The organism is Lacipirellula limnantheis (assembly GCF_007746075.1).
In the GTDB taxonomy this organism is placed as follows: domain Bacteria; phylum Planctomycetota; class Planctomycetia; order Pirellulales; family Lacipirellulaceae; genus Lacipirellula; species Lacipirellula limnantheis.
This window is the reverse complement of sequence record NZ_CP036339.1, coordinates 1,326,856-1,339,967: the sequence shown is the minus strand read 5'-3', so window position 1 is coordinate 1,339,967 and position 13,112 is coordinate 1,326,856. Positions and strand designations below refer to the sequence as shown.

At 62.2% G+C, this 13,112-nt stretch carries 13 protein-coding genes and 1 tRNA gene; 5 read left to right on the top strand and 9 right to left on the bottom strand.

All coding sequences use genetic code 11. The annotated features are described in order from the left end of the window. Positions 1–66: 66 nt before the first annotated feature. On the top strand, positions 67–480 hold the full coding sequence (locus I41_RS05130) for a RidA family protein (protein ID WP_145431523.1): 414 nt from the start codon (positions 67–69) through the stop codon (positions 478–480). A gap of 47 nt (positions 481–527) precedes the next feature. On the opposite strand, the gene I41_RS05125 is transcribed toward I41_RS05130, so the two are convergent. After that, positions 528–1,130 (bottom strand): TetR/AcrR family transcriptional regulator, encoded by a 603-nt coding sequence (locus tag I41_RS05125; RefSeq protein WP_145431522.1) that lies wholly within the window; start codon positions 1,128–1,130, stop codon positions 528–530. Between the two features lie 194 nt (positions 1,131–1,324). On the opposite strand from I41_RS05125, the gene mddA reads away from it, so the two are divergent. Next, positions 1,325–2,110, top strand: coding sequence for a methanethiol S-methyltransferase (gene mddA, locus I41_RS05120; protein ID WP_145431521.1), 786 nt, complete (start codon positions 1,325–1,327; stop codon positions 2,108–2,110). 15 nt (positions 2,111–2,125) lie between these two features. Here mddA and I41_RS05115 read toward each other — a convergent pair whose 3' ends face one another. Beyond that, positions 2,126–2,911, bottom strand: a complete 786-nt coding sequence (locus I41_RS05115; protein ID WP_145431520.1) for a class I SAM-dependent methyltransferase — start codon at positions 2,909–2,911, stop codon at positions 2,126–2,128. A 289-nt stretch (positions 2,912–3,200) separates the two neighbouring features. Between I41_RS05115 and gap the strand changes: the two genes are divergently transcribed. Continuing rightward, positions 3,201–4,226: a type I glyceraldehyde-3-phosphate dehydrogenase gene (gene gap / locus I41_RS05110; protein WP_145431519.1), complete on the top strand. Its 1,026-nt coding sequence runs from the start codon at positions 3,201–3,203 to the stop codon at positions 4,224–4,226. 129 nt (positions 4,227–4,355) lie between these two features. On the opposite strand, the gene I41_RS05105 is transcribed toward gap, so the two are convergent. From I41_RS05105 to I41_RS05085, 5 genes are all read right to left on the bottom strand, one after another. Further along, a complete protein-coding gene (locus I41_RS05105; protein WP_145431518.1) occupies positions 4,356–5,825 on the bottom strand; it encodes a hypothetical protein in 1,470 nt (489 codons plus the stop codon). 176 nt (positions 5,826–6,001) lie between these two features. Then, positions 6,002–6,592: an ATP-dependent Clp protease proteolytic subunit gene (locus tag I41_RS05100; RefSeq protein ID WP_145431517.1), complete on the bottom strand. Its 591-nt coding sequence runs from the start codon at positions 6,590–6,592 to the stop codon at positions 6,002–6,004. 111 nt (positions 6,593–6,703) lie between these two features. Next, positions 6,704–7,345: a ClpP family protease gene (locus I41_RS05095; RefSeq protein ID WP_210421115.1), complete on the bottom strand. Its 642-nt coding sequence runs from the start codon at positions 7,343–7,345 to the stop codon at positions 6,704–6,706. Positions 7,346–7,501: 156 nt separating this feature from the next. Further along, on the bottom strand, positions 7,502–8,992 hold the full coding sequence (tig, locus tag I41_RS05090) for a trigger factor (RefSeq protein ID WP_145431515.1): 1,491 nt from the start codon (positions 8,990–8,992) through the stop codon (positions 7,502–7,504). A gap of 208 nt (positions 8,993–9,200) precedes the next feature. Beyond that, positions 9,201–9,273 (bottom strand) — tRNA-Gly (locus tag I41_RS05085). Positions 9,274–9,483: 210 nt separating this feature from the next. Here I41_RS05085 and I41_RS05080 point away from each other — a divergent pair. After that, positions 9,484–9,798 (top strand): ASCH domain-containing protein, encoded by a 315-nt coding sequence (locus I41_RS05080; protein WP_145431514.1) that lies wholly within the window; start codon positions 9,484–9,486, stop codon positions 9,796–9,798. Between the two features lie 81 nt (positions 9,799–9,879). On the opposite strand, the gene I41_RS05075 is transcribed toward I41_RS05080, so the two are convergent. Beyond that, positions 9,880–10,536 (bottom strand): hypothetical protein, encoded by a 657-nt coding sequence (locus I41_RS05075; protein WP_145431513.1) that lies wholly within the window; start codon positions 10,534–10,536, stop codon positions 9,880–9,882. 1,153 nt (positions 10,537–11,689) lie between these two features. Between I41_RS05075 and I41_RS05070 the strand changes: the two genes are divergently transcribed. Further along, the gene (locus I41_RS05070) at positions 11,690–12,292 is read left to right on the top strand and encodes a hypothetical protein (protein WP_145431512.1); all 603 of its coding nucleotides are present in this window, start codon (positions 11,690–11,692) and stop codon (positions 12,290–12,292) included. A 95-nt stretch (positions 12,293–12,387) separates the two neighbouring features. Here the strand turns inward: I41_RS05070 and I41_RS05065 are convergent, their stop codons facing one another. Next, complete coding sequence (locus I41_RS05065; protein WP_145431511.1) at positions 12,388–12,867, bottom strand: COG3415 family protein; 480 nt, start codon at positions 12,865–12,867, stop codon at positions 12,388–12,390. Positions 12,868–13,112 lie beyond the last annotated feature (245 nt).

Genomic DNA, 13,112 nt, shown 5'->3' with positions numbered 1-13,112 from the left:
TCGTGTCCGTTGTGCCGTCGTGGTTCAATCCCCCATCTCACCGTCAGCCGCCAGAGAGGCCCGAGCATGTCCGACATCAAGATCACCGTCGCAGAGCGGGCCGGCCGCCAGTGCGCCTCCAGCGGTTCAAAGTGGGAACCGATCATGGGCTACAGCCGGGCCGTTCGCTCGGGGAACCTGATCGCGGTGACCGGCTGCGTCGGCGTCAACGCCGACGGCACCTACGCCAAGAGCTTTGGCGAGCAGACGGCCCGCTCACTGGCGATCATCCAGGCCGCGATCGAAGCCCTCGGCGGAAGGATCGAACATGTGATCCGCACGCGGATGTACGTCACCGACGTCAGCAAGTGGGAAGAAGTTGCCCGCGTCCACGGGTCGGTCTTTGCCGAGATCCGCCCAGCGACCACCATCGTCGAAGTCCCCCGCCTGATTGACGGAGACGCCCTCATCGAAATCGAAGCCGACTGCGTGATTCCGTAGGCTCTTCCCCGCCTCGGTAACACTGCTCGCCACGCCACGCTTCTTTTCTAAGCAACGCCGCTCGGCGCCGTCGTCGGCAGACGCTTGCCGATCACCGACTCGGCCACGCGCCGCGCGATAGCAATCGTCTGCGGATCGCCGGTGACCTGCCGCGTGACGTACGCTCCCTCGATGATCAGGCAGAGATCCTGGGCCATCGCGGCAGGGTCGTCGGCGTTCGCCTCCGCGGCCAGTTCGCGGACGATCGACTCGATCGCCCGCTTATGCTCGGCCGCCGCGAGATGCGCCGGCTCATGCGCCAACGGAAACTCCATCGCCGCGTTAACGAAGATGCATCCCTGGAATTCATCCGAATTAATCACTCGCTCGACGACGTCAAACAAGCCTCGCAGTTGCGCCGCGGGATCGGGTCCGCCGTGACTGCGAATCATGTCTCGGAACGTTTCTTGTAGCCAAACATTCCGCGCCTCAAGCGCGGCGAGCATCAGCTCGTCCTTGCTCTCGAAATGCTTGTAGAACGCCGTCTTGCTGATGCCGACGTCGGCCAGCACCTGGTCGATGCCGACATTGCGAAAGCCATCGCGATAAAAACGTCGGATGGCGGATTCGATCAGCCGGTGTCGAGTTGAATTCGGCGTTGAATTCGGCATAGTCGATCGCGATCGCCGAGCGTCTGATCGCGGCAATCAAGGAAAAAGTGGCCGGTGCACCTTGAGTCAACCGGCGAGTGTACCACAAGTCAACCTGACAACGGCGGCGGTCGACGCTTAAATTCCCATGACGCAGCCGATGAATCAGATGATCGACGCGACCAAGCCCCTGCCCCTCGCACAGAAAGCGCACGATGAAACGTTGGATGTTTTTCGCCTACGGACTCGCCAACTATCTCCTGTTCCTGGCAATCTACGCCTATTTCTGCGCATTCACGGCCAACGTGATCACGCCGACGTCGATCGATGAGCCGGTGGTCAGTTCATGGCCCGAGGCGGTCGCGATCAATTTCGCACTACTGGCTGCGTTCGGCATCCAACACTCGACAATGGCGCGCCCCGCGTTCAAGCGAGTCTGGACGCGCATCATTCCGCAACCCATTGAGCGGAGCACCTATCTGCTGGCCTCAAGCCTCGCTCTAGCATTACTTCTGTGGCAGTGGCGGCCGATTGATACGCTGGTCTGGAACGTCGAGAGTTCAGTGGGCCGAGCACTGCTTTGGACGCTGTTTGCCGTTGGGTGGTTGATGGTGCCGATCGTGAGCCTGATGATCAACCACTTCGACCTGTTCGGCCTGCGCCAGGTTTGGCTCTACTATCACGGCCGAGAGTACGAACCACTCCCCTTCCGCACGCCGTTTCTGTATGGTCACATCCGTCACCCGCTGTACGTTGGCTGGGCGTTGGCGTTCTGGATGACGCCAACGATGACCGCGGGCCATTTGCTCCTCGCCATCGTGCTCACTGGCTACATGATGGCCGCCGCCCTCATTGAAGAGCGCGATCTGATCGCCCATTTCGGACAACAGTACGCGGCGTATCGACAGCGCGTCCCCCGTTATCTTCCGCGCATTGGGGGGCGTTCCGGCGAACGCCAAATTTCGCACGCGGCCGAACGTACGCTTGAGACTCGCGTCTGATTGAGAACGTCGAGATCATGCCTCGCTCGTGACGATCCAACCATTGGTCCGCAGAATCGGCAATAGCCATGGCCGGTCGAGCGGCTTACGCCGCGCCGCGTCGAGCGCCACTCGCTCGACGATCTTAAACCCGACCGACCGCAAGTCCGCCGCGAGTTCGCGCCAGCGAAACACATGCAGATACATGCTCGGCAGACCCCGATAAGGAAACCACCGATCCCCGACGTCGACGTCGCGCCGAAAGGGAGCCGAAGTCATGTTGCCGATTACCCACCACGGCCCCTCGGGATCGCGCAGGTTGAACCAGTAGTTGTGAACGTGCAGGACGAATTTTCCGCGCGGTTTGAGAATGCGTCGCGCGTGATGGAGGACCTTCCGGCGGTTCGCCCGGCCGCGAATCATCCCCAGCGTACTGAACATGCACATGGCGTAGTCGACGGCCCCATCGGCGATCGCGTCCATTTCAACGAGGTTTGCCCGCACGCAATCAATCGGCAAGTCTTCGTCGTCCGCCTTCCCTTGGACGATGCGCAGCATGTGATCCGATAGGTCGACCGCCAAGCCCCGATGCCCAGCCTTCACCAGCGGCACGAGCGCGCGCCCCGTGCCGCATCCCAGGTCGGCCACCAGCCCCGGCCGATCGAACTGTCGACGCAGAATGGCGCCGTCGGTCTCGAACAGGCTGTTGAACGCAAAATAGTCGTCGTAATCGTCGGCGATGTGGGGGGTATGGACGTAGTCCCACAGTCCACGGGAAACCCCGGGCGGAAGCTGCCATGTTGGACGGTCGGGGCGGGTCATTCAGGAGCTTTCGACGGTTAGCAATCAGCCCTCAGCCTGAGGGGAAGCGGCGTCTGCTGCAAATAATCTACGCACGAAATTGAGTTTCTGCGGCTGACCGCTGAAAGCTGATTGCTGACCGCTTTCGTGCCGGTTGTGAGGCTGTTTCGGCAGCAGTATAATTCCCCGTTTGCCTGCCTCCCAGCGGGCCAAGCTGGGCCGACAGAGGCACACCTCGCACAGACAAGCCTGGCGTCGCCAGGTCCCGCCATATTCAGTCACTCGACTTTGCCAACGAAGGAGAACTCACGTGGCCATTCGCGTCGCAATCAACGGTTTCGGTCGCATCGGGCGCCTGACGTTCCGCAACCTCCACGCTCGCCCCAGCGAGTTCGAGGTCGTCGCCATCAACGACCTGACCGACAACAAGATGCTGGCCACGCTGCTCAAGTACGACAGCACCCACCGTCGCTTCGAGGGCAAGGTGGAGTACGACGACCAGAACCTGATCGTCGACGGCAAGAAGATCAAGGCGCTGGCCGAAAAAGATCCCGCCAAACTGCCGTGGAAGGACCTGGGCATCGACGTGGTCGTCGAATCGACCGGCTTCTTTACCAAGCGTTCGAAGGATGGCGCTCCGGGGTACGACAGCCACTTGGCTGCTGGCGCCAAGCGCGTCGTCCTTAGCGCCCCTGCCGACGACGGGGCCGACCTCACCTGCGTGCTGGGCGTCAACGACGACCAGCTGAAGCCCGAGCTGAAGTGCATCTCCAATGCCAGCTGCACCACCAACTGCTTGGCCCCGGTCGCCAAGGTGCTGCACGAGAAGTTCGGCATCGAGAAGGGGCTGATGACGACCGTTCACGCCTACACGAACGACCAACGCGTGCAGGACATGCCCCATAAGGATCCCTACCGTGCCCGCAGCGCCGCCCAAAACGTGATTCCCACGTCGACCGGCGCCGCCAAGGCCGTTGGCCTCGTTCTCCCTGCCCTCAAGGGAAAGATGACCGGCATTTCGCTTCGCGTTCCAGTGCCGACCGGCAGCGTCGTCGACCTGACGGCGCTGATGTCGAAGAACGTCACCGCCGAGGAAGTGAACGCCGCGATGAAGGCTGCCGCCGAGAGCGGTCCGCTCAAGGGAATCCTGGCCTACACCGAAGATCCGATCGTCTCGACAGACATTATTGGCGATCCCCATAGTTCGATCTTCGCCGCCCCGTGGACCCAAGTGATGGACGGCAACATGCTGAAGGTCGTCAGCTGGTACGACAACGAATGGGGCTACAGCTGCCGCACCGCCGACCTGATTGCCAAGATCGGGAAGTTCAACTAGGCAGTTCGTCGCCGCTGGATGATACGGCCCGACGGGTTCGATAACAGAAGTGCCGCAGAGCGCTCGTCAGACGACGATCTCTGCGGCATTTTTTATGCGCTGCAGATTAGGCGCTGATCAATGGCGCCGTTATCGAAATGGCGCCCAGTCGCGCTTCGCTTCGGAGGCGCCGGCAGTCGCACTCCGTTTCCAAGTTGGCTTGGTCGTCGATTCCGTCGAGGATGACGCAACACGAGCCGTCGGCCCGCCGGCAGTTGTGGCAAAACTCTCGACTCGAGCATCATCGAGCCGCACGGACGACGCTCGCCACGCAGGTTTCGACGCTTCCGCCGCCGTCTTCGCAATTGCGGACACCGCGACTTCGTCTTCAGCAGAGATGTCCGTTGGCATCGGCTCGGTTAGCCGCGTCTCGGGAGTCGGCGTGGCCGGCTCCTTCGCCGCCAAAGATTCTTCAGCATTGAAGTCAGCCATGGAGACCAGCTGAGTTGGTTCGAGCGGAATCTGCGTCAACAGCTTGCGGCCATCGGCAGCCAGGACTCGCGCCCACAGCTCTAACTCTCCGCCCGGAAGCTGCGCCTCGGCCAGTGGCAGTTCCAGATGCAAACCGTCGCCAAGTTGCGACGACTGCCAAGCCGCCGCGGTCTCTTCCGGCGTAAAGTCCCAACGCTCGACGCGACGCATGGCGCCCGATTCGTCGCGTTTCATGATCATCAACGACGCCCCGCCGTCGGCGCCGACGGGCTCGTCAGTGGCGTTGAGGGTCTCGATCACGACGAGCAAACTGGCGATTGCCTCGCCATCCGGCCCAGGACGTTCCGCGAACACCCGACGAATCTGCAAGTGGTCGGCCGACAGCCGCTCGGCATTGACCTGCGGCGCCGCCAGCAGAGGCGCCGCCGCCGTTTCTCCGTCGGCGACATTTGGTTCTTCAACTTGGTTCGGTCTGGCCGACCCGGCGGCTAGTTCATCATCATCCGCTTGATAGTCGATTGGATCGGGAATCAGCAGCGGCGCTTCCGCCGACTCAAACGTCTTCTTGAACGGCGACGCCTGGACGCCGGGCCCGATTTCAAGGGCCGGAGCCTCCATCTCATCAGGATTGATCTCCTCAGCAGGCGGCGCCGGCTCGACTTCCAACGTTTCCGGCGGAGTCGCCGCGGCCCCTGCAGGCGGAGCCTCGGTCGTCGCCGGCGGAGCTGGCAGGGAAGGCTTCGCCGCGGGGGCAAGTTTGTTGCGACCATTCATCGGAAGGGTTGGCCGCTTGACCGTGTCGACGTCAAGCGTGGGCTCGCCGCTGCTTGTGGCATTGGACGCCGATTTGGGAGAGATCGCCGTTTCGCATTGCATCGCGCGGGCCTGACGCAACTTTTCGGAGTACTCCATCAGGTACTCTTCGAGCTCGTAGATGTAGTCTTCCTGCTTCCGCAGCTCGCTTTCCAGCACGTCGACCTGGGCATTGTCGATGTGTCGACATCCCCCGAGGACCGAAACCATCAAGCATGACAGTAGCCAGCAGGCACGCGCCAGCCGGCGAGCCCGCCGCGCATCGCGGCGCTCGCCGGCGACGTTTATCAGTTGGATTGACTTCGGCTTGGCCATCCGTGGCTCGCCTCGTGCGGACTAATCGCTGGCCCAGAATCGCGCGTCGTGCGCGCATCGGAGCCCTGGCCTCTAAAATTGCGAGCTGAGAGATAAGAAAACTTGCGTGAGCCGTCAAGCGGACTCACCCGCGGCGATAGCATTCGAAAACAGCCGCAAGAAATCGCCAGCGGGGCTTACTGCCCGCCCATCTTCGAGATGACCCGATCGATGATTCGGTATTCCTGCGCTTCGGGGGCCGACATGAAGTGGTCGCGATCGGTGTGCTTTTCGATCTGATCCATTGTCTGGCCGGTGTGCTCGGCGAGGATGCGATTCAGCTTTTCCTTCGTCTTCCGGTACTCGGTGGCATGGATCATGATGTCCTCGGCTGTCCCTTCCATGCCGGCGGAAGGCTGGTGGATCATGATCCGCGCATTCGGCAGGGCGTGACGCTTGCCGGCGGCGCCGGCAGCTAGCAGCACGGCGCCCATCGAGGCGGCCTGGCCGATGCAGTAGGTCGCCACGTCGCAGGTAACGAACTGCATCGTGTCGTAGATGGCCATGCCCGCGGTGACGCTGCCGCCCGGCGAATTGATGTAAAGGTGAATGTCGGCCTTCGGATCGTCCGACTGCAGGAACAGCAACTGCGCCACCAAGCTGTTCGCGACCTCGTCGTTGACGCCGGAGCCGAGCAGGACGATACGGTCCTTCAGCAGCCGGCTGTAGATGTCCATCGCCCGCTCTTCGCGGCCCGACTTTTCGATGACATAGGGAATGAGCGGCATGAGTGGCAATCCGTTTAAGTGTGGTCGGTGGACGCTAAATGACGAATGACGATACCCGCATGACGAACGGAACAACTGCAATCTCTCATCCCATTCGTCAGTCTGGTTTCGTCATTCTTCCTCGGCTTCTTCGCTGCCGGGAGGCTTCGTCAGGATGTCGTCGACGACGCCGAACGCCTTCGCCTCGAGGGCGGTCATGTAGTAGTCGCGGTCGCACGCCTTGGCAATCTCTTCATGCGATTTGCCGGTGTGGTTCGCCAGGATCTCATTCAGCGCATGCCGGGTACGAATGATCTCGTTGGCCTGAATCTCGATGTCAGAGACCTGCCCGCCGACGCCGCCATGCGGCTGGTGGATCATGATCTTTGCATGCTTCAGCGCAAATCGCTTCCCCTTCTCTCCGCCTGCTAAAAGCACGGCGCCGCCGCTGGCCGCCAAGCCGACGCAGTAGGTCGCGACTGGCGGCGTGATCATCTGCATGGTGTCGTACATCGCCAGCGTCGCGCTGACGCTGCCGCCCGGCGAGTTGATGTAGAAGTGAATGTCCTTGCGACGATTCTCGCTCTGCAGGTAGAGGAGCTTCATCACAATTTCATTCGCGTTGCCGTCGTAGATCTCGCCCTGCAGGAAGATGACGCGGTTCTCGAGCAGCAGGTCGCCCAACGTCATCTGACGCTGACGCTGATAGTCGCGCATCGCCGCGGCGAGCTGGGGATCCAGGTGGGGCGCGGAACTTCCAATCGGCGTATACATCATTTCGTCCTTTGAACTTGCAGCTTCCTCAGGAGCTTCTCTACCAATACGGTAGAGATCGGGGGGACGGTTCGCGCACCGCCAAACGTCGATCCTGATCGGCCGGAGGAATCCCTCCCCACGAGTCCCTCCCATCACGAGAGGCGACGACACATTCTACGCGTTGTCCTTCTTTGGCTCTTCGGCTTCGATCGCGGCTGGAACCGCTTCGGCGTCGCCGCCGGCGGCGACCGAAATCGCCTCAACCGTGGTCTTCGCCGGTTCGTATGGCTTGTCCTTGAACTTCGCCTCGGACTGCACCTTTTCCAGAACCTTGCGCTCGACGATCTGGTTCTGCAGGATGTCCATCAGACCGCGCTTCTCGATCTGGGCCCGCACTCGGCGGGGCGATTCGCCGCTTTGCATCGCCATCAGGAAGATTTCCTTCTCGAAATCGCCCTCTTCGGCGTCAATCTTCTCCTCCTCCGCGATTCGCTCCAGGATGAAGTGCTCCTTGAGAGCCTTCGCCGTCGTCGCGGCGCTATTCTGACGCAGTTCGTTTTGCCGGGCGCGCAGCTCCGACTCAGCGAAGCCCGCGCGACGGAGCTCCATCACGGCCCGCTCGAGTTCGCGGACGCTCTGACGCTTCAGCAGGCCAGGCGGCAGGTCCCAGTCGGCCTTCTTCGTGAGCTCTGCAGTGATCTGCTGACGCGAATTGCGCTGTTGCTCGTACTCCAACTGGCGCTGCAGATTCGACTTGATCGCCTCACGGAGCGCCGCTTCGGTGTCAAAGCCGCCCATCTCCTGCAGGAACTCTTCGGTCAATTCCGGCAGCTTGAGCTTCTTCACGTCGAGGATCTCGAACTCGACGTCGACGCTCTTGCCGCGGAACTCTTCGTTCGGTGCGTCTTGGGTCAGTTCGATCTTGCCCGACTTTTTGTCCCCGGCCTTGGCGCCGGCGAGGAGCTGATCGAAGCCTTCCAGCTTGCCGTCCAGGAAGCTGAGCGTCGGACGGATCCGCAGCGTCCGCTCTTCCTCCAATGCCAACTGCTTGCCGTCGGCCGTCGTGCGAAGATTGACCGTCACGAAGTCACCCGCCTCGGCGGCGCCGTCGTGCGGAACGAGTTGGCCGTAGCGGGCCAGCATTTGCTCCAGATGGGCGTCGACGTCGGCGTCGGTGAAGTCGCGGACCGGCCGCTCGATGGTGAGCCCCTTCCACTTCGGCAGGTCGAATTCGGGACGAACTTCGATGTCGAACTCGAACACCATCGGCCCTTCGCTGGGGACCTCGATCGCGTCGAGGTTCAGCTCCGGCTCGCTAATGGCCGTGAACGATTGCTCCTCGCTGATTTGGCTCAAGCTGTCCATCAGCAGCGAGCCTTTGATCTTCTCGCCAATCTCTTCCTTGAACCGATTCTCAACGAGCTTCCGCGGCGCCCGGCCGACGCGGAACCCGGGCACCGAGGCCGAAGCCATCAGCTCGCTATAGGCCTCGTCGAGGTAACGATCAACGTCCTCGCGCGAAACCGTCACGGTGACGTGGCGCTCACAGGCGCTCGGTTTGGCGATTTGGACATCGAGGTTCAGCCGCTCGGCCGCTTCCTCTTCGCCCCCCTCAGCCACGGCGACGTCGTCGACTTGCGAATCTTCAACTTCTTTGGCACTCATGCGCCTGCTACCCGTAAATTGGCAAAGATCGCCGCCACGGCGCGAGACGGCTCGCAGCTCAACCGGGCGATCAAAAAGACTGGCAATAAAAAACTAAAGCGGCTAGCGATCAGCGACCAGCTATCGGCCCGTTTGAGAAAGCCTTCCCCAGGGCTGCCTTCTCTTGCGAGGCCGTCAGCTGAAACCTGATAGCTAACCGCTACCGAAGAGCGGGTGATGGGATTCGAACCCACGACAACGACGTTGGCAACGTCGTGCTCTACCAACTGAGCTACACCCGCGTTCCGCACGGGCGAGCCGCCCTCGAGCAGAAACATCCCCGGATTATAGGTCTCTGGCGATGCACCGCAAGGGGGCGAAATCGGCCGCCTGCGGCTCGCAACTCGCGGCGGAGCCGGCCTTTCCGTCACCTTCTGCACAGACGTGCTCGCCACTCGCCCGGAGCCTCGATCTGGTCGCCCCGAGCCAGCCCCGCTGATACCATAACCACCATGTTGCTGTTCAAGAAAAAGTTCCTCCCCGCCATCCGGAGCGGCGCCAAGACGCAGACGATTCGCCTCTGGAAGTGGCGGATGATGCGTCCCGGCCAGCGGAGCTACATCCCCGGGGCGGGCTACGTCGCCATCGAACGGGTTGAACCGGTCGCCCTGGCCGAGCTGACCGACGCCGACGCCGTACCCGACGGGTTCGAGACTGCCAACGCGCTGCGACATGAGCTTTCCTCCATCTACGGTGACAAACTCGCTGTGGGGTACCAGGCGTTCCGGGTGGTGTTTCGGGTGACGGGGGAGGGGAAAAAAGGATGAAGGCGGAAGGGGGAGGGCTGAAGGAAGAAAAGCGATACCATCAATTCCTTCCGCCCTCCCCCTTCGTCCTTCCACCTTTGCTCAAAAGCTCAGCATCTCCTTCATGGCTTGGGCGACTTGTTGCGGGGCGGCGAGCATCCGGCCGATGCTGGCGGTGAGCAGCAGCGACGCCGCGAGCATTAGGCCCAGGGCGCGTGGGTTGGGAGCGACGCGCAGTCCGGCCAGCTCGGTCCGCAGTTCTGCGGAGAGCCGCTCCCAGCCGGCCATGTTCTGCTTGCCGCCGCTCGAGACCAGCGAGCAGTGCCGCATGATCTCGAAACACTCGATGTGCAGGGAAACCCCCAGGTTCGGCATGGCGAGGTTGTCGCCGGCCCAGCGGGCGTGGGGATCGAGCCGCCGGGCCGCCTCGGCCAGAGCGGGGCGGAGCTCTTCGCCGCGGACGTTGTAGACCACCAGCCGCGGCCGGGCGACGAGCACCGCCAACCAGACGCAGAGCCAGTAAAAGACGATCAAGAACAGCCAGACGAACCCGCCGTAGTCCTGACTCGCCGCCTCGGGACGGAAGAGCTCAATCGGCCCAACCAGCACCAGCCCCGACATCGCCGCGCCGAGGGCAGCTAGATCGCAGCCGCCGGTGGTGATAAACGGTCGCCGGCGCGCGTTGATCAACCCCAGCAGCACGCAGTAGGCCGCGAGAGGGACCAGGGCGATCGAGAGTCGGAAAGGATCTGGAAGCATGAGTTTGGATTGCTAGTTGCTAGTTGCTGGATGTTTGATTTGCTGTTCTGTCACGCGTGCAATTCGCCGTGGAGGGGACAAAACAGCCTCGTGGCGTGGCATTTCCGCGGCAGTTTTCCTTTGTTTCTAGCGGTTTGACGGCTGTTTCTGGGCTGCGAGACGGGCTTTCCTTTTGTCCACGCCAGGCGGACAAAACTCGGCGAGCCGTCCCCGTGGCCACTTCGCGACTTCGCCACGGTATTTTCGCGTTCCGGCGCGCGGCGCGGGCGGAAAATTCGTCTGAAGCGCCGGGCGGATTGGCATTGCCACGCAGTCGGGACCGCGATCTGGGCCGCACTTGCGACCCGTTTGGATCGCGACCGCTAACGGGGCGACGATCCGCAGGCGTCGCCACGAGCGAACGCGAGGTGCATTATCCCGGAGCCGGGCGGAATTGACGAGGAGTGATTTTTGGCCGCCCCTTTACAGAAGTGATCGTCGAAAAACTCAACCAGCAACGCCATGAGGAAATCGACGCCAACCTCTCACGGCGTTTGGTTGAATGACGATTGCAGCTAGTGCTCTGTCACAACTTGATTTTCGGGTCGAGGGACTTGAGTTTACCGCGGGCGTCTTTGACTTTCATCGCCAGTCGACGCCGCGCTGGGTGGTGTTGACGTCGGTCGACCAGGCTCCTCGTTCGGATTGCGGCTTACGAGCGGCGCCTCAGCGACCTCCCCTGGCATGGGTGGGAATTCCGGATGTGCTAGAAGTCCCCGATTCTTCTGTGCCAACGCATTCTGCCGCCGCTAAATCGACGGCAAAAACGGGGCAGGAATCATTGCAGCCCATCGGTTAACACTGCTTGCGACGGTAAAGGTCTTCATCGGCCTCCGCTCGACATCTCTGTCGACTTGCTGCGGTGCGTACGCCCCGGCGCGTGGCATCTGACACCGACGGCGAGGATAGTCGGTTCGACGCGACGCCGAGCTGCGGACCTTCAAACAGAGCAATCCTCATCCACCTCTCGCAAAGTTGTCTTCGAAGGCATCTGGTCGCTCACGATTGCCTAGCTTGCTTACCGTCTTTTTGAGCTCTCGCCTGTCGCGAGGGCGGTTGTGTACCTCACACGACCGCCCTCGACAGGGGCGGTCCCTTTGGAAAGGAACGTCCCATGAACTGCTCAGCAATCGTCGCTGCTGATGACGCCCCTCCCCTCCCCTGGCAAGCCTCGTTCGTCCAGATGCTGCCGACGATCCGGCGCTACGCACGAATCGCCTTCCGTGAACTGGCCCCCGAAGAACGCGAAGAGGCGATCCAAACGGTCATCGCTTCGGCTGCGGTCGCCTATGCCGGGCTGGCGCAGGCGGGTCGAGCGAAGCTCGGCTACGCCACGCCGTTGGCCCGTTACGGCGTGCGGCGTTATCGATCCGGGCGCTTGACCGGAAGCCGTGACAACGCGGCGGACGTCGGCTCGGTGAAATGCCGGCTGCGCGGCTGTCGCACCGAACCGATCGACTCGATCGCCCAGTCCATTAGCGACTACCGACGGGCAAGTCCCGCGGAGATGGCGGCGCTGCGGATTGACTTCAGCCAGTGGTACGGTTCGCTCTCCCGTCGTGATCAGCGCGTGGTCCACGCGCTGGCGCAGGGGGAACGGACGAGCGCCGTCGCGGAGCTCTGTCGGCTGACCGCCGGACGAGTCAGCCAGCTGCGGCGCGAGCTGCACGACAGCTGGCGGCTGTTCGTGGGAGATGCGGCTCCGAGTCCGTGCTAGAGCGCGCGGGAGGGCTGCCAGCGCCGGGGCGCTCGCTCTGGCGCTGGCGGCCGCCCTGCCCTCCCCTGAGGAGCAAGGGGGGCTTTGCTTAGCTATCAGCGACGAGGAGTGCGCTGGTTCTCGGTAGAACTTGAATTCCTTGCCGAAAAATGCCAAGTGACGGGCAGCGGGCGGGGCGAGATCGATCGCCAACGATCATGCGTGACCGTCCAGCGGATTAATCCCAACTCGTGTTGCAGAAACCGCCTGACGTCGGCGCCCCGCAACGAGCACACTCCATCTTGGGCCGTGGGACCGGCCTCAATCCGCTGACGAATTGGTTGTTCTTGGTCAGGGGTGAGCGGAGAACTCGGCTGTCGGCCGCGATGATCCTCCAGCCCCGCCAGGCCGTTTTCATTGAAGCGATAGACCCATTCTTGGCAAACCCGCCCAGACAAGCCCATCGCCATCGCGGAGGCCGTCCATCCTTCCGTCGCCAGGATGACCTCCCGCAAACGCTTCGACGCTCGGGCGTCCTTTTCGGCGCGTTCAAGTTGCTTCAGGTCGTCCAACGTCGGTCGGGGCTCCACCTCCATCGCGACCTCCTTTCGGGTTAGTCGCTCTAGCTTGATGGGTAGAATGGGGCGCGCAATAGACGGCGCGCTGCTCTTACTTCGGATCGGTATCAGTCCGCCGGTTTGGCGCACGGGCCAAGCTGCAATCCGAACTGGGAGCCTGGTCGACCGACGTCAACATCACCCGACGCGGCGTCGATTGGCGACGAAAGTCAAAAACGCCCGCGGTAAACTCAAATCCCTCCACCCGAAAATCAAGTTGTGAC